The 16,951-nt window shown below is 57.9% G+C and carries 12 protein-coding genes; 1 reads left to right on the top strand and 11 read right to left on the bottom strand.

Annotated elements, in window-relative coordinates; genetic code table 11:
- Positions 1-27: 27 nt before the first annotated feature.
- Genes VLA07_RS18455 through VLA07_RS18440 form a run of 4 tightly spaced genes read right to left on the bottom strand, consistent with a single transcriptional unit; the run spans position 28 to position 7,255 of the window.
- Positions 28-1,002, bottom strand: coding sequence for a tetratricopeptide repeat protein (locus tag VLA07_RS18455; RefSeq protein WP_183779994.1), 975 nt, complete (start codon positions 1,000-1,002; stop codon positions 28-30).
- A 14-nt stretch (positions 1,003-1,016) separates the two neighbouring features.
- Complete coding sequence (locus tag VLA07_RS18450) at positions 1,017-4,313, bottom strand: hypothetical protein (RefSeq protein ID WP_333990313.1); 3,297 nt, start codon at positions 4,311-4,313, stop codon at positions 1,017-1,019.
- 33 nt (positions 4,314-4,346) lie between these two features.
- Entirely contained in the window at positions 4,347-5,210 is an 864-nt protein-coding gene (locus VLA07_RS18445) for a DUF4123 domain-containing protein (protein WP_333990311.1), read from the bottom strand.
- Positions 5,201-7,255, bottom strand: coding sequence for a type VI secretion system Vgr family protein (locus tag VLA07_RS18440; RefSeq protein WP_333990309.1), 2,055 nt, complete (start codon positions 7,253-7,255; stop codon positions 5,201-5,203). The genes VLA07_RS18445 and VLA07_RS18440 overlap by 10 nt, the downstream gene beginning before the upstream one ends.
- Positions 7,256-7,629: 374 nt before the next feature.
- Between VLA07_RS18440 and VLA07_RS18435 the strand changes: the two genes are divergently transcribed.
- On the top strand, positions 7,630-8,931 hold the full coding sequence (locus VLA07_RS18435; RefSeq protein WP_247267408.1) for an OprD family porin: 1,302 nt from the start codon (positions 7,630-7,632) through the stop codon (positions 8,929-8,931).
- Between the two features lie 142 nt (positions 8,932-9,073).
- Here the strand turns inward: VLA07_RS18435 and VLA07_RS18430 are convergent, their stop codons facing one another.
- The 7 genes from VLA07_RS18430 to VLA07_RS18400 all read right to left on the bottom strand — a co-directional run bounded on the left by VLA07_RS18430 (position 9,074) and on the right by VLA07_RS18400 (position 16,844).
- Entirely contained in the window at positions 9,074-9,691 is a 618-nt protein-coding gene (locus VLA07_RS18430; protein WP_442969552.1) for a transglycosylase SLT domain-containing protein, read from the bottom strand.
- Between the two features lie 46 nt (positions 9,692-9,737).
- Positions 9,738-10,676, bottom strand: a complete 939-nt coding sequence (locus VLA07_RS18425) for a carbohydrate kinase family protein (RefSeq protein WP_333990305.1) — start codon at positions 10,674-10,676, stop codon at positions 9,738-9,740.
- A gap of 13 nt (positions 10,677-10,689) precedes the next feature.
- A complete protein-coding gene (gene xylB / locus VLA07_RS18420) occupies positions 10,690-12,186 on the bottom strand; it encodes a xylulokinase (protein ID WP_333990302.1) in 1,497 nt (498 codons plus the stop codon).
- Between the two features lie 131 nt (positions 12,187-12,317).
- Positions 12,318-13,793 (bottom strand): mannitol dehydrogenase family protein, encoded by a 1,476-nt coding sequence (locus tag VLA07_RS18415; protein ID WP_333990299.1) that lies wholly within the window; start codon positions 13,791-13,793, stop codon positions 12,318-12,320.
- Positions 13,794-13,810: 17 nt separating this feature from the next.
- Positions 13,811-14,914 carry an ABC transporter ATP-binding protein gene (locus VLA07_RS18410; RefSeq protein WP_247267413.1) on the bottom strand — a complete coding sequence of 368 codons (1,104 nt, stop codon included), beginning with the start codon at positions 14,912-14,914 and terminating at the stop codon, positions 13,811-13,813.
- Positions 14,915-15,078: 164 nt separating this feature from the next.
- Positions 15,079-15,909: a carbohydrate ABC transporter permease gene (locus VLA07_RS18405; RefSeq protein WP_003225143.1), complete on the bottom strand. Its 831-nt coding sequence runs from the start codon at positions 15,907-15,909 to the stop codon at positions 15,079-15,081.
- Positions 15,910-15,917: 8 nt separating this feature from the next.
- Positions 15,918-16,844, bottom strand: a complete 927-nt coding sequence (locus tag VLA07_RS18400) for a carbohydrate ABC transporter permease (protein WP_003225141.1) — start codon at positions 16,842-16,844, stop codon at positions 15,918-15,920.
- Positions 16,845-16,951 lie beyond the last annotated feature (107 nt).

The raw sequence follows: 16,951 nt of genomic DNA, 5'->3' as shown, positions 1-16,951 counted from the left end.
TCCTTTGGCGCAATAAAGACTTTTTTGTCAAAATCCATATTTTCCGGGATAAAAGGATAGAGGTGGATGTGTGCTTTTCCACTGCTGAGCGAATACCTTGGCTTCTATTAGCTGCTCAGCACTCATTTTTTCAGCAATTTCCGGCAGAACTTCATCTACGTAAGGCTGTATGTTTCCACCGCCATCGAGTTCCTTCAGTAACGATGTCAGTGCGTAGCCTTTTACTAGGTCAAGCGGGAAGTCATATAAAGAAGGGGCATGAGCAAGATAAGCTCCGTAGCTACTAACGCCAGACTCATACCCCGTTTTTGCCGCCTCTTCTATCCAATGTCGGGCTACCCCGATATCGCCGCCGTTTTCATAAAGAAATGCGGAGTATTCAAGCATTCCTGCGGGAAAACCATTTTCAGCTGATGCTTTTAACCAACGTCCGACTTCTTCCGTTCGTTTCCAAGGCAGAAAAAATTTTTCACCTTCTTTGTAGCGATTTGCCAAAAGCCACTGCCCTCTGGCGAAGTTAGCTGTTGCGGATTTTTCCAGCCACTCTAATTTCCCAGAAGACAGATATTTAATATACATCGCCTCACCGTCACCATCGTCTGACTTTCGTACGGTCTCTTTATTTAATAATTCTAACCAGTCGGCGCGTTTTTTCGAGCCTTGAGGACAATTATTCATGACCTCGCATAAGTCATTGTTTGATGTCGCAAGTCTTAACATTGCGTACAAATCGCCTTGCAAAGCAGCAGATTCATACCATTTTTGAGCCTCGGAAGTAATGTATTGTTTTTGCTGTCGAAGTTCTTCCGCTAAATAATATTGCGCCTCGGCGTCTCCTGCTTCTGCAGCAATTTTTAATTCTGCGGCTGCGGGTTTGTATTGGTTATAAAGTACCAATCCTCTCTCTTTTGCCTCTTTTTGTGATGAAGAAAGATCGGCATGCACTTGGCTGCATAATGTCAGGGTAAATAATCCTGCGCACAATATGGATTTGATTGACATAAGTAATCTTCTCTTTAATTCTTTGGGCCAACATAAGTAGCTTGACCGCTCGGCAGGAATGTATTGCCATAATATTTTATTCGCTTGCAATATCCATCCAGGCGTGCGCCAAGCACCTCAACGTGCTTTTTGTATCGACTGCGCATTCTGTCATTATCTACGCTAACTAGTCTTAGGACGGCTTCAGACATGAAGTTATCAATTCCTAGTCTATTTTCACAATAAGTTTGCTCAGGGTCGCTGGCGTCTTTTGTCCCAAAGCGATTCATGCTCATGCACGCCTCTTCAAATTGTGCTTGTGCAAGGGGGATTGTTCCCTGTGTTTCAGCTTGGCGAACAATCAGTCCAAGTATGCGCTCAATAGCTTGCTGTTGGATTAAGTGGCATTGGGCTTTTGAGTATTCCTTTTCCGCAGGTTTAATATCAGTCTCCTGCATCCCATACTCTCTAATCTTAAATGAGCTGGCCTCAGAGGTTAGTGTCATGAGCATTGGGCCAAGCGCACCAGGGGTTGCTGCTAATATCCATTGTTCAAGCTCAGTTTGATTGCGATAGTTCATGATCGTATGTGCAATCGTCGCCCCTCTGCCACCGCCAGTTAACGCCTCGTATAAGGACATCACCATGTCCACGCCTTGCATATAAAACATCGCAACTTCCATGCCTGCAGCGCCAAGGAAGTTAAGCTTGTCTATGTAATCAGCTGCATCATCGGTTACAAAAATTAGCGTTTTATCCTGGTTTTTGTGGATTTCTCGACGCACGAGATTAATCAGGTCAGTAACCCCGTCATAACCGACTTCGAACTGGAATTCGCCTCCCGCTCCCGCACCGACAATTAGTGATGCCTTGAACCGCATAATGAAGCGGCCTTCGTGCAAAGAAATGCCGATGTCTGCATTCGTGCCTAGCCCGTATGCGGCGGTAAAACCAGCAGTAAGTTTGGCAAGACTGGACCATTGGCTGGCCTTTGTGCTGTTGACACTGTTACCCATTCCGGGTGTTGGCGCGGTGCGCAGGGCTGCTATGTCTTTCGGTGGTGCCCAGTTCAAAGCGCCGGTCAGCAGGATCCCTGCTTGCACTCCCGCGAAGAGGTTAAATTTAGCTTTGGCGCCGTCCTCTACTCGAATTTTGGCGGCATTGCCTTCCAGCACCGGTTCGCTTCTCGCAGTTCCAGCGGTTGAATTTGTCGCTTCTGGACGTTCTGCGTCGGTGATTTCCGGAAGGTTAAGGCCGCCTTGTACGTTTGCACGTCCCAACTGAACGCTGGAGGAAAGAAGGAGAGTGGCACCCGTGTATCCCCACGCTCTGGCGCCCAGGTGGATGGAGAACCGACCGAGATTCAGGTTTTTGCGATTTTTGTCGTAGTCGAGGTAAGGAATCAGGATGTCTTTGGCCTGATCTCTGCCCGGAAGATCCATTTTCATCAGTTCGACTTCGCCACGTGCGAGGTCAATGGCCAGGCTTGCTTCAGCCTTGGCGGAAGCTTTGAAGTTATCCGCGACACTGAATGTCGGGCCTTTTATTTTAGCGCCAGTGTGGATTGATGACTGCGGCGGTGTGAGGCAACGCACGAGTTGCGCTTGGGGGCTATTGTCGAACAGGCGCAACGAGCTTCTGACTTCTTCTTTGAAGAGCAACTGACGAAGACGAAGTCCCCAGTCCTTGCGGGCTCCTGCATCCTCAAAGGTTTCGACCTTGTAGTTTTTCGACTTCAGGTAAGAATGGAACAGCTCTACATCAAACCAGCCTTTCTCATCAAACCAGTCACTCTGCTGATCTTTGATGGCTAGTGCACCTTCCGCTCGCAGCCACTCATGGAAAGGATTGTCGTCAGTGTCCGATGTTGCTTTTCCGTTGCTGTTTCCCGGAAGTTTCTTCAAGTCCTTGCTTGCTTTGGCGCCGATTTCACTCGCGTCCTTTTTCAGTACCTTTGTGATGCCCTCCAGATTGAGCAGACTCAGGTGTTTAACGGGACTGTTGGGACTATTGAAAAGTGCAACTTCGCGCAAAGGAAATTCTGCTTTGACCAAGCGCTCTTCCGGTTTTGGTTGAAACTGCTCTGGTTCCCACAGGAGATGTCGTAATGGCAGGGCTGCAGCAACCGCCGCTTCAGCGTCTTCGCGGAGTTTAAGGCGATCTTGTTGGATGCGCTGCCACTCTGCTTGCTCCGCTTCCACGATTCCTGTGGGGGGCGCGACGTTTTGGCCGCTGGCGTCAATCCAGGCTTTATATTTCGTGCGGATCTGCTCGGTGAGCTTGATCTGTTGCTGCTCCATCTCGAGATATGCTTTGAACTTCTCGACACCTGCGCTGATGTCACCCGTCTCAGGAATGAGCGCAAACTCCGGTAGGGCCAATCCGTAGTCGGCAACTTTCAAAATCGCATCGATATAAGCAGAGAAGTCTTTTTCGACTTTTTTGCGCTCGTTAGCGACTTCCTTTAAATAACCACACATCCGGGCTTTGCCATCGATTACGCAGTTTGTGGCGTCCAGATAAGCCTTTTTGTCTTTCTGAAAGTCTGCCTCCTTCAGAGTCGTCAACTTGCCACTCTTCGTGAGCGCAGCGCGGGCTTTCAAGTAAGTCTGCACGCGATTTCTTGCTTCGATCGCCCCCGGGGAAAACAGGTTGCCGCTCTCGTAGGTGTAGCCAGCAATTTTTGCCTGTGCAACTGCAATCGCTTTCAGCTTCTTCCATTCGTTGTAGAGGCGCTGCAGTTTCTGGCCGTCAGAGTTGGCTTCAAGCAGGCTCGCTTGCTGTTGATTGGCAAGCTCCCGATTGCGAGCGTATTCGCTTTGGTCTGGCAGTTTGTCCAAAGCAGCGGAGTTCCGGGCCTCTCGGCTGACAGCCTTCAATCGCATAGCCATGGTGGGCTGCGCGATATCGGGTTCCTGAGCCTCGATTTCGAGCATTCGGCTTTTTTGCTCGCCTTGCAGGAAATTACTCAGTTTGGGCTCCAGAAAGTACTCTAGAAGCCCTGCGGTGTTCATTCCCTTGAGTCGTTCTTCCGGAGACTTGCTGGCGCTGATGTGTTGCTCGAGTTCATTCATCGCCTCTTTGATCGAGCTGGCCGCTCGCTTAGGCAACAGGTAGAACATTTTTTCCTTGGTGGCGTAAATCACTTCGCCATATTCCGTCGAGCAGGCCGCCTTCACTTCGTCGAACGCGTTAGAGCAACTGTCAGGCGCCTCAGGCTGGGGATCAAGTTCCAAAGCTGGCTTGCTTTCTACCGGTACCGCTGAAGTCGATACGTTCGCACTTGGTCCGTTGAGATCTACCTTGGGGGCTTCTGAAATTTCAGTTTCCATTTCGCTTCCATTCATTCTTTACGGACGGGGTCATCAAGCTGCGCTGTTAGCGAGTTGCTGCAACTGCTGCACTTTGATGAACGACTCTTCCCTGGATTGCAGGATGGCCATTGCCTGTGGCTGCGTTTCGAGCAGCGGGCCGTTAGTGACGTGGCCCAGTTTCAGTAAATGACGACCTTCGTAAATGTTGTGGGCAACCAGCACGCTGAGGTTTTCCACGAGGTTGGGCAGTTGTTCGTCGGTAGGTTCACCGTAGGCAGCGTATTGCTCGTCTGCCCAATAAACCCATCCCAAATGCTCCTGAACCTTTGGCGCTGAGGGTGGCAGGTTGAACGCTGAAACGTCGCCCAGCCATTCAAGTTCCGAAAGGGCACGCCAACTGAGCCAGCGACCGCGATTGCGCCCGAAGTGGAGCGGTGCGGGGCTGTATACGTGTTGCCAAGGGCCGAAGAGCTGATGTGAATGTTCAGCGGTGGTGTAGGCCAGTGCGGCCCACAGGCTTGGCTTGTGATAACTCAACAGGCTTTGACCGCCGGAGCCATCGTTGGCACGCAGGAGCCAGCGGGCGTGTGCAAGTGCTTTGACTGGATCTGCTGTGGTGAGGGCGATGCCGGCAAAGTTCTCTTCGCAGAGACCTGCCGCTTCTGCAGCGAGGCGACTGCCCCACGGGGCGACCAGCCAGAGAGGGCCGTCTGCGGCGATTTCGGCGAAGTCGGTGTTGAGGAACAGGCCTTGAGTGTCGACGGGTTCGCCGACACGGTAGAGGCGGCTCATGGCTTCTGGCTGACGGACGCGATCAATGATGAAACACAGGCTCAGGTCGGAGCTTTCTTTCGGCAAACCCTCGAAGGCGTAGCGCGGCGCTTCGAGGAGGGCGCTCAGTGCTTTTACATGCATGTGCAATCCTTACGGCTGCAAGCGCCGTTGCTTTGTTTGCCGCACAACGGCGTGATACCGGACTCGTTGAGGCGTTTGGGCAGCGGGATGAGCACTTTGCCCGCCTTATCCACATCCGCCACTTTCATCGGCCCTGGCAGCAACGGGGCGGCCGGCGTACCTACGCCCGGCGCACCGCCGGTATTGACCTTCACCTCGGCGCCGCTGATGGTCACGCCACCGGCGTCGACCTTGACGAAGCTGCCGCCGGCTTTGGCGGTCAGTTCCATGGCGCCTTCGACGACGACTTTCTGGCCGGCGTAGTAATGGATTTCGCTGCCAGCTTCGACGAATTGCGCTGTGCCTACTTTGAGGTGCTGGGTGACTGCGACGGTGAGGTGATCATCTGCGCGCATTTCACTGACGCGATTCAAATGGGTGATGCGGTGCTCTTCGACTTTGAATTCGCTGTAGGTGTTGGCCTCAACCGTGTCATGCCGCTCATTGCCCACGCGGATTTTCTGGTCGTGCTCGATGTTTTCATCCCAATCGCGCTGGGCATGGATGTAGATTTGCTCGGCACCCTTTTTGTCTTCAATCCGAAACTCGTTGTAGCCCTTACCGCCCGGGGAACTGAGGGTTTTGAAGGTGCTGCGGGTCTTGTTTACCGGCAGGTCGTAGGGGACGACGTTTTCCTTGTGGTACAGGCAGCCGGTGACGAGTGGCTGGTCGGGGTCGCCTTCGAGGAAGGTGACGAGGACTTCCATGCCGATGCGCGGGATGGCAATGCCGCCGTAGGCGGCGCCGGCCCAGCCGCTGGCGACGCGCAGCCAGCAGGTGGTTTTGTCGTCGGACTGGCCGTCGCGGTCCCAGTGGAACTGGACTTTGATGCGGCCGTACTGGTCGCAGTGGATCTCTTCGCCGGCCGGGCCGGTGACGACCGCGGTCTGGCTGCCGAGGACTTTGGGTTTCGGGTGTTCGAGGGCAGGGCGGTAGTGCGCGTCCCACGGGGTGGCGAGGAAGCTGTTGCGGTAGCCCTGGTGGAAATCGCTTTTGTTGTCGGTGACGTCGCTGGTGACGTTTTCACCGAGCACTTGCGGTTGTTTGCCTTCGTGGAAGACTTCCAGCAGCAGCCACAGGTCGTTCCATTCAGCGCGCGGGTGTTCGGCCAAGGTCAGGAAGTGGCCGCTGGTCAGGGTCGGTTCGTCACCTTTGCCTTCGGCGAGTTTGTAGTCGCTGCGATGGCGTTCGAGGGCGCGGGTCGAGAGGAATTTGCCGCGCTCGCGGGTGGTGAAACGACCGGGGTAATCGTAGTCCTCAAGATCCGGGGCGAACTCGGATTTTACCGCGCCTTCGGGCAGGATCTTCGGTTTTTCGAAGTCGTAATCGCGGCGGCTGACGCGCGTGGTGCGGGTTTCCAGGCGCAGGTTGAAGCGCTTGATCACCGGTTTATCGGCGCTCATGCCGGAGTCTTGCTGGTAGCTCACGGCCTTGAGTTTGCGGAACACCGTCTGATCGTCGCCGAACACCAGTTTGTGCCCGCTGCTGCTGTGCTGGAAGTGGAAGTGAATGCCTTCCTCTTCGCACAGGCGCTGGATGAAATGCAGGTCGGACTCGTCGTACTGCACGCAGTAATCGCGCTGCGGATACTCGGCGTTGAGCTGGAAGCTGTAGGCGTCGGCCAGAATGCCGCGATCTTCCAGCACCTGGGCGATGATCTTCGGCACCGTGAGGTTCTGGAAAATCTGCTGGTCATGGTTGTGCCGTAGATAGGCCAGCTGCGGCACCAGGCTGATGCTGTAACGGGTCAGGGTCTTGCCGGAATCGCCTTGTTCGATGCGATACACCAGGCCATGAATCTTGCCTTCGCCGGTGGCGCCGAAGGTCAGGACGCCGGGCTTGTGCAGCAGCTCTTCGAGTTTGAGGTCGGGGCGGGCGCTGACCAGTTCGAGGTCGAAACGGAAAGGCTCGTTGAGGGCTTCGCGACCGGTGAAGCTGAGCACTTGCAGGTCGGCGGAGGCGCCTTCGAGGGTAAGGGTAATGTGGGTAGCGTTGGCGTCCAGCATGCCTTGAATTCCGTCCATTGAATAAGCAGGTGACGGATGATGGAGGATTAAACCGCCTCGTTCAAGGCGCAAATGCCGTAGAGAGGGGTCCCGCGGGGTATAGGGAAAACCCCTATGACGGCGTTTAAACCCAATGAAACCGGGGGCTTCGCAGTCGTGAGCCCTTGGTCAGCGCATGATTTGAGCCAATCGCAGGCCGAAGAATCGCCAGTCAGTTTCAGACTAAAGTCGCCTTCAACCCGTAAAAGCCATCTGCCATCATTGCAACTCACCCCTGCGTGTCCACTTCTTCCCGGCTGTTTTTGACCCGGGACGGGAGCTATTTTTCTGGCTGACTGCGCCCCGGCGCAAACGCTGTACTGTTGGAGTTTTTCATGCGTCCCCCATTCCCTCTCATCACCCCGCGCCAGTCGTTTGGCTTCGGAGCCGTTGTGCTGTGCGCCGGTTTTGTCGCGCAGGTTCAGGCCAGCGGTTTTCTCGAAGACACCACGGCGAAAATCGAATCGCGCACGGTGTACTTCAACCGCGACTTCCGTGATGGGCATACCTCCAGCGATCAGGGCGCTTCCAAGCGTGAAGAGTCGGCGCAAGGTTTTATTCTCAATCTGCAATCGGGTTACACCGAGGGCACGGTCGGCTTCGGTATCGATGCGCTGGGCATGCTCGGGTTTCAGCTCGACTCCAGCCCCGATCGCAGCAACAGCGGCTTGCTGCCGTCCAGTGGCGAGAACCCGCGCGGCTCGAAGGGTCAGTACGCAAAAATGGGCCTGACCGCCAAGGTCAAGGTCTCGGACACGGTGTTGAAGTACGGCGCACTGCTGCCGGATCTGCCACTGCTCAAGTACAACGACGGCCGCTTGCTGCCGACCATGTTCAACGGTGCGATGCTGACCTCCAAAGAAGTGAAGGATCTGACCTTCATGGCCGCGCGTCTGGACAAGTACACCGCGCGTGATTCCACCGATTCGCAAGACATCCGCGTGCACTGTAAGAACAAGCGCTACGCCTGCAACACCACCGCCGATCATTTCGACATGTACGGCATCGATTACAAGATCAACGATCGCCTGACCGCGCAGTATTACTACGCCGAGCTGGAAGACATCTACCGCCAGCACTTCATTGGCTTGCTCGGCAACCAACCGCTGGGTGACGGTGTGCTGAAGGCCGATCTGCGTTTGCTGAAAAGTGCCGACAGCGGTGATGCCAAAGCCGGCTCCATCGACAACCGCGCCTTGAGCGGCATGCTCTCGTACGGCATCAGCGGCCACACCTTCAGTGCCGGCTGGCAGCGCATGAACGGCGACAACTCGATGCCGTACCTCGATGGCAGCAATCCGTATCTGGTCAACTACGTGCAGGTCAACGACTTCGCCGCGGCGCAGGAGCGTTCCTGGCAGTTGCGTTACGACTATGACTTCAAGGCCATCGGCATCAACGGTTTGAGCTTCCTGACCCGCTATGTCAACGGTGATCACATCAAGGTCCCGGGCAGCGATCAGGAAGGCAAAGAGTGGGAACGCGACAGCGAGTTGAAGTACGTGATCCAGACAGGCACGTTCAAGGATGTCAGCCTGCGCCTGCGCAATGCGACTTACCGCACCAACTATGAAAAGTTTGCCCGGGATGTGGATGAGACCCGGTTGATTGTGAGTTACAACTTTTCGGTGTTGTAACCCTGAGAACTATGGCGCCTGGATGACCGCTATCGCGAGCAGGCTCACTCCTACAAAGGGATTTAGGTAGACGGCGATAGCGTGTTCGCCATCGATCCCTTGTAGGAGTGAGCCTGCTCGCGATTGGGCCTGATAGTCATCCCTACAACCAATGCCAGAACCGGCTCCAGAAGCCGCGATTCAGATCTTCCTTGCACCCGGCATACTGCCGCGCATACACATCGGAACGCGTCTGCACTTTGCGCGCAGTCGGCATCAGCCAGGCCTTGCTGGCGTAGGTCTTGTTGCGGAAACCGCCCCAGCCTTCGTGGTAGTTCAGGTACTGGTTATAGGCGTCGTATTTGTACACGCCGTTGATCGAGGTGGTCTTGTCCATGTACCAGCCGACGAAGTCGATGGCGTCATCGAAGTCTTCGCGGTCGGCCCAGTTGCGCCCGGTACTTTTCTGGTAATCGGCCCAGACTTCATCCTTGGCCTGGGCATAGCCGGAGGCCGTCGACACCCGGCCCCACGGAATCACCCACAACAGGTATTTACGCGGCGTCTTGGCGTCGTAGCGGTAGCCGGACTCCTGATACATGATCGCGAAGGGCACCTGGATCGGTACGCCCCAGCGTTTCTGCGTGACTTGCGCCGCATCGTACCAGTCGCTTTTCTCGCGGAAGATCGCGCAGATGTCTTCCGGCGAACGCGGCGGCGAGGTGCCGCAGCCGCTGACTAATCCCGCCAGTATCAAAAGTCCCGCCGTCCGCCCCGACATCAAACCGTCATCCCCATGCGCGCAAAAAGGCCGACAGTCTACGCGCTCAGCTCAACTGGTGACGATAGGGCAAATCCGGACCGGTCTTGCTGCACGTAAGGGCGGCCGCCTGTACGGCAAACCTGAGCATCGCCTCGATCTGCTCGCGGCTGAGTTGTTGAACCCCTTCGACCGAATCCAGTTCCTGCTCGGTCAACCAGGTAATCAGCGCCGCTTGAAAGGTATCGCCGGCGCCGACGGTATCCGCGATCTTCACCGAGCACGCTGGCACCGACCACGAACCGTGGGCGCGGCTGAATACGGTGGCGCCTTCGCCGCCACGGGTGAGGAACACCAACTGGCAGCGATGCTGCAGCCAGCCTTCGATCACGCGTTTTGGGTCCTGCTCGGGATACAACAGGCTGAGGTCTTCGTCGCTGACCTTGATCATGTCGGCCAGTTGCACCAGGGTCGCCACGCGCTCGCGCCACAGGTCGATGTTCGGTTCCGGGTTGAGGCGCACGTTGGGGTCGAGGGTGATCAGGCGCTTGCCGCTTTCGCGCTGCACCAGGGTCAGCAGGGTGTCGGCGATCGGTTGCACCACCAGCGAGAACGAGCCGATGTGCAGACCACGCACTTCAGGGCCGAGCTGGGGCAGGTGGGTGAGGCTTAATTGGCGATCAGCGCAGCCCTCGCCGCGAAAGCTGTAATGCGGCGAACCGTTGGCGCCGACCGCGACCATCGCCAGCGTGGTTGGCGCGGCGAAGTCGATCAGGTAGTCCGCACGCACACCTTCATCCTGCAGCACCTGCTGCAGACGTCGGCCCAGATAGTCGGTGGACAACCCGGCAAACAGCGCCGAATCCACACCCAAACGGCGCAAGCCGACCGCGACGTTGAACGGCGAGCCGCCGGCAATCGCCTTGAAATTGACTTTCGAAGCCAGACCGCTGGCATCGTCTTCGCTGAAGAAATCGAACAGGGCTTCGCCACACACCAAATACATAATTGTTTGCTCTTTATAGGGTTGCGACATGCTGTTGATAGCGTTCATAGGCCTGCTGGAACGCCGCGACATGGGCGGCGACCGGCAGGGTTTCACTGTGCAGATCGAGCTTCACGCAGCGCTGGCACAGATCGGCCAAAGTGTCTTCGTGGCCGTTTGACCATGACTTGCACCACGCCGCCTGAATCGCCGCGCCAAGGGCTGCGGCTTCGCTGTGTTCGGTGCAGATCACCGGGGTGTTCATGATGTCAGCGACGATCTGCCGCCACACCGCGCTTTTCGAACCGCCGCCGATCAGGCAAATGCTGCGGCTTTGTAAACCATTGTGGCGCAACAGATCCAGTCCATAACGCAAACCGAAGGTGGTGCCTTCGACCACGGCGCGACACAGGTTGGCCTGGGTCAGGTTGCTCAGGGTCAGGCCGTGCAGGCTGCCGGTGGCATGGGGCAGGGCGGGGACGCGCTCTCCGTTGAGAAATGGCAGCATGCTCACGCCTTCGGCGCCGATCGGCGCCTTGGCCACGAGGTCGTTGAATTGTTCGAGATCAAGGTCGAACAGTTCGCGGATCGCGCCGGTGGCGTTGGTCAGGTTCATGGTGCAGATCAGCGGCAGCCAGCCGCCGCTGGACGAGCAGAAGGTCGCGACCGAAGCGTCCGCGCTGACTTTTGGCGCCTCGGCGTAGGCGTACACCGTGCCGGAGGAGCCGAGGCTCATGGTGATCGCTCCCGGCTGAATGTTGCCGGTGCCGATGGCGCCCATCATGTTGTCGCCACCACCGCTGGAAACCAGCGCATTCGGGTTGAGGCCGAGTTGTTCGGCAATCGTCGGCAGCAGGGTGCCGACCGCTTGATGCGCGTCGATCAGCTCCGGTAATGCCGCTTGCAGGCGACCCGTGGCGTCGATGTCACGCAGCAGTTGCAAGTCCCACTGGCGGCTGCGCACGTTGAAATAACCGGTGCCGGAAGCGTCGCCATACTCGCTGCAGGCGCGGCCGGTGAGCCAGAAATTCAGGTAGTCGTGGGGCAGCAGGATGCGTGCGATGCGCGAGAACACCTCCGGGTGCTGTTCCTTGGTCCACAGCAGTTTGGACACGGTGTAGCCCGGCGCGATGACCACACCGAGGCGTTCCAGAGAGCCTTTTTCACCGCCAAGGTGTTTGAGCAGACGGTCGTTTTCGTCAGTGGTTTCGGTGTCGCACCACAGCTTGGCCGGGCGCAGCACCTGGCCCTGATCGTCGAGCAGCACCAGACCGTGTTGCTGGCCGGAAACGCCGATGCCGAGGATCGCCTGACCGTCGACATTGGCTGCGAGCAAGGCGCGGCGGGTGGCGAGGGCGAAGGCGTCGAGCCACTGTTGGGTGTCCTGCTCGCGCCGGCCATTGGCGCCGCTGATCATCGTGTGCGTGGCCGCGCCTTCGCCGAGCACCTGACCGCTGGCGGCATCGAGGATGATCGCTTTGGTGCCCTGGGTGCCGCAGTCGATGCCGAGGAAGAGTTGTCGGGTGGTCATAGTGAGGTCCTCAGGGTGTCAGGTTTGCCAGGGTGAGGCTGCCATTCGCGAGCAAGCCCGCTCCCACATTTTGAAACGCGTTCCCCTGTGGGAGCGGGCTTGCTCGCGAAGGCGTCAGTAGAGTCACCGCATCACTCAGCCAGCACCCGCTCCAAAGTGCGCGTCACACCCACCTCACGCAAGCTGTTGCAGCACCACTCGAACGCCGCCACAAACGCCGCCGAGCGTGGAATCGCCGTGCCGAAGATCTCCTCGACCGCCAACAACCGCTGGGTGATCAACGCATCATCGGTCACCAGCCCCTGACAGAATTCCGCCCGTGGATCAGGAATCGAATAGGTGTCGCCATTCTCATCCACGCCCTTCAAATACAACGCCCAGGCCGCCACCACCAATGCTGCGCGCTTGGTTTCCTTACCATCGGCAATCAAGCGATTGATCGTCGGAATGGTGAACTTGGGAAACTTCGACGAGCCATCCGAGCACACCCGTTCCAGCTGGTCGGCAATCGCCTGATTGGAAAAGCGCGCCACCAGCGTGTTCTTGTAGTCGGTCAGATCGATGCCCGGCACCGGCGCCAGTTGCGGGGTGACGTCGAGGTCCATGTAGGCGCGCATGTAACGCACGAACAGCGGGTCGTTCATGGTTTCGTGAACGAAGCGATAGCCCTTCAAAAAGCCCAAATACGTCAGCGCCAGATGGCTGCCGTTGAGCAGTTTGATCTTCATTTCTTCGTAGGGCGAAACGTCATCGGTGAACTGCACGCCGACCTGTTCCCAGGCCGGGCGACCGTTGACGAATTTATCTTCCAGCACCCATTGTACAAACGGCTCACAGACCACCGGCCAGGCATCGTCGACCGCGTGTTTGTCGGCCAGTTGCAGGCGATGCGCGGTGCTGGTCATCGGCGTGATGCGGTCGACCATGGCGTTGGGGAAACTGACGTTCTGCTCGATCCAGTCGCGCAGCCCCGGGTCACGCAGGGTGGCGAAGGCCAGTAGCGCCTTGCGGGTCACCGCGCCGTTATGCGGCAGGTTGTCGCAGGACATGATCGTAAACGCCGGTATGCCCGCGCCACGGCGTTTTTCCAGCGCCGCGCAGAGGAAACCGAACACGGTTTTCGGCGTTTGCGGGTGTGCCAGATCGTGTTGAATCTGCGGCAGGTGCGCCATGAATTCGCCGTTGCTGTCGTCGATGCAGTAGCCGCCTTCGGTGATGGTCAGCGAGACAATGCGGATCTGCGGATCGGCAAGTTTGTCGATCAGCGCCTGCGCGCCATCCTCGGCCAGGAGCATGTCGCGGATCGCGCCGATCACCCGCACTTCGGTGTCGTCGTTATCGCCGAGTTCGAACAGGGTAAACAGGTAATCCTGCTCCTTGAGGTCGTCACGGGCGCGGCGGTCTTCCGCGCGCAAGCCGACCCCACAGATCGCCCAGTCCAGCGCCTGGCCGGTGTTCATCAGCGCATCGGTGTAATACGCCTGATGCGCACGATGGAAACCGCCGACGCCAATGTGCGCGATGCCGTGACGGGTGTCGCCGAGGCTGTAGGCCGGCAGTTGCACCTCGGGCGCGAGGCGGTGCAGGTTTTGTTCATTCAGTTTCATCGGGCAGGTCTCGAAATTCAGGCCGCGGCGCGCAGCGGGCGGGTCAGCGCCACGCCATCGGCGTCGAACAGGTGGCAATGGCTGGCGTCCAGGTGCAGGTTCAGTTGCTCGCCGTAGCGGCTCGCCAGGTCACCGCGCACGCGCATGGTCAGGGCTTCGCCGGCGCTGGTGGTGACGTGGCAGAAGGTGTCGCTGCCCAGGCGTTCGCTGACGTCGGCGGTGACTTGCAGGGTGCAGTCGCCCGGTTGTGCCAGCTCCAGATGTTCCGGGCGAATGCCCAGGGTCACCGCGCTTCCGACGCTCAGGTTGGCGGCGTTGAACGGCAATGTGATGCGCGTACCGGCGTCCAGCGAGACTTCGCAGCTCTGGCCGTCGATGCGGGCGATCTTGCCCTTGAGGAAACCCATTTTCGGCGTGCCGAGGAACCCGGCGACAAACAGGTTGGCCGGGTTGTGATAGAGGTCCAGCGGCGAGCCGACCTGCTCGATTTTGCCGCCGTTGAGCACCACGACTTTGTCGGCCATGGTCATGGCTTCGACCTGATCGTGGGTCACGTAGATCATCGTGGCTTGCAGGTCCTTGTGCAGACGCAGCAGCTCCAGACGCATCTGCACGCGCAGCGCGGCGTCGAGGTTGGACAGCGGTTCGTCGAACAGGAAAATTTTCGGATTGCGCACGATAGCGCGGCCGATGGCGACCCGTTGCCGTTGGCCGCCGGACAGCTGTTTCGGCTTGCGTTCGAGCATCGGCCCGAGTTCGAGAATGCGCGCCGCTTCGCCGACCTTTTTCTCGACTTCGGCTTTCGGTACACCGGCCAGATCGAGGGCGAACGACATGTTTTTCTTCACGGTCATGTGCGGGTACAGCGCGTAGGTCTGGAACACCATCGCCAGATCACGCTTGGCCGGGCTGACTTCGGTGATGTCGCGGCCATCGAGCTCGATGGTGCCGCCGCTGACTTCTTCCAGCCCGGCGATCAGCCGCAGCAGGGTGGATTTGCCGCAGCCGGACGGGCCGACGAAGACCACGAACTCCTTGTCATTCACCTCAAGGTCGATGCCCTTGATGATGGAGAAACCTTCGAAGCCTTTTTGCAGATTCTTGATTTTCAGGTTGGCCATTTTGATGGGCCTCCACTTAAGTTAATTCAATGGCGCCGGGCATGCTTTTGGTGGGAGCGGGCTTGCTCGCGAAAGCGGTGTGTCATTCAGCATTAATGCCGACTGACACGGCCCCTTCGCGAGCAGGCTCGCTCCCACAGGGGATTGGGTACGGTTGGAGCACTTCATTTCACGGCACCGAACGACAGGCCGCGCACCAGTTGTTTCTGGCTGATCCAGCCGAAGATCAGGATCGGCGCGCAGGCCAGGGTCGAGACCGCCGACAACTTGGCCCAGAACAAGCCTTCGGGACTCGAGTAGGAGGCGATCAGCGCGGTCAGCGGCGCGGCTTTCGACGAGGTCAGGTTCAGCGACCAGAACGCCTCGTTCCAGCACAGAATCAGCGACAGCAACACGGTTGAGGCGAGGCCACCCTTGGCAATCGGTAGCAGCACGCGAACCATTTCCTGCCACAAGGTGGCGCCATCCAGGCGGGCGGCTTCGAGGATGTCTTTGGGGATGTCCTTGAAGTAGGTGTAAATCATCCAGACCACGATCGGCAGGTTGATCAGGGTGTAGATCACGATCAACGCGATGCGCGTGTCGAGCAGGCCGAAACTCTTGGCCAGCAGGTATATCGGCATCAGCACGCCCACCGGCGGCAGCATCTTGGTCGAGAGCATCCACAGCAGCGTGCCCTTGGTGCGCTGAGTTTCGTAGAACGCCATCGAGTAAGCGGCGGGCACCGCGATCAGCAGGCACAGGGCCGTGGCACTGAAGGAAATCACCACCGAGTTCCAGGCAAAACTGAAGTAGTCGCTGCGTTCGTTGATGTGCAGGTAGTTCTCCAGCGTTGGCGTGAAGATGAACTGCGGCGGCGTGGCGAAGGCGTCGATTTCGGTCTTGAAACTGGTCATCACCATCCAGAAGATCGGGAAGAAAATCACGATCGCGATGGCCCAGGCCAGGGTGCCGAGCAGCAGGCTTTGCAGCCGGCGGGATTGTTGAAGAGTCATGGCAGGCCTCAGGCTTTGTCAGTCAGGTTTTTGCCGATCATCCGCACCAGAATGATCGCGGCGATGTTGGCGATGACCACGGCAATCAAGCCGCCCGCCGAGGCCATGCCGACGTCGAACTGCACCAGCGCCTGGTTGTAGATCAGGTAGGCTAGGTTGGTCGAGGCGTAGCCGGGGCCGCCGTTGGTGGTGGTGAAAATCTCGGCGAACACCGACAGCAGGAAGATCGTTTCGATCATCACCACCACGGCAATCGGCCGCGCCAGGTGCGGCAGGGTCAGGTGCCAGAAGATCGCGACGGGGCCGGCACCATCGAGACGCGCGGCTTCCTTCTGTTCCTGGTCGAGGGACTGCATGGCGGTCATCAGGATCAGGATCGCGAAGGGTAGCCATTGCCACGAAACAATGATGATGATCGACAGCAGCGGGTAGTGCGCCAGCCAGTCCACCGGCTCGGCACCGAACAGCCGCCAGACGTAGGCGAGAATCCCCGACACCGGATGGAAAATCAGGTTCTTCCAGATCAGCGCACCGACGGTGGGCATGATGAAGAACGGCGAGATCAGCATCACCCGCACGATGCCGCGGCCGAGAAATTCGCTGGCCTCAAGCAACGCGCTGATCAACACCCCGAACACCACGCTGATCAACAGCACGCTGCCCACCAGCAACAGGGTGTTGGTGGCACCGGGCAGGAACCCGGAGTCGGTCAGAAAGTAAGTGAAGTTCTCCAGCCCGACGAATTCGTTGACGCCCGGATCGAGCAGGTTGTAGCGAATCATCGAGAAGTAAATGGTCATGCCCAACGGCACGATCATCCACAGCAGCAACAGGGCCACCGAAGGGCTGACCAGAAACCAGCCGGGATTGCGTACGCGGACTTTGCGCTGGGGTTGCGACAAGTCGAGGTGGGCTTTGGCAGTTGAAGTATTCATGGTGATCACAACCGAGTCATACAGACCTATGGAGATCTAATGTAGGAGTGAGCCTGCTCGCGATAGCGGTGTGTCAGCCACCAATGGGGTTTGATGGAAAACCGCCA

Source organism: Pseudomonas sp. S3(2024) (genome assembly GCF_036861315.1).
Lineage (GTDB): Bacteria > Pseudomonadota > Gammaproteobacteria > Pseudomonadales > Pseudomonadaceae > Aquipseudomonas > Aquipseudomonas putida_A.
This window is presented reverse-complemented; position numbering and strand designations above follow the sequence as displayed.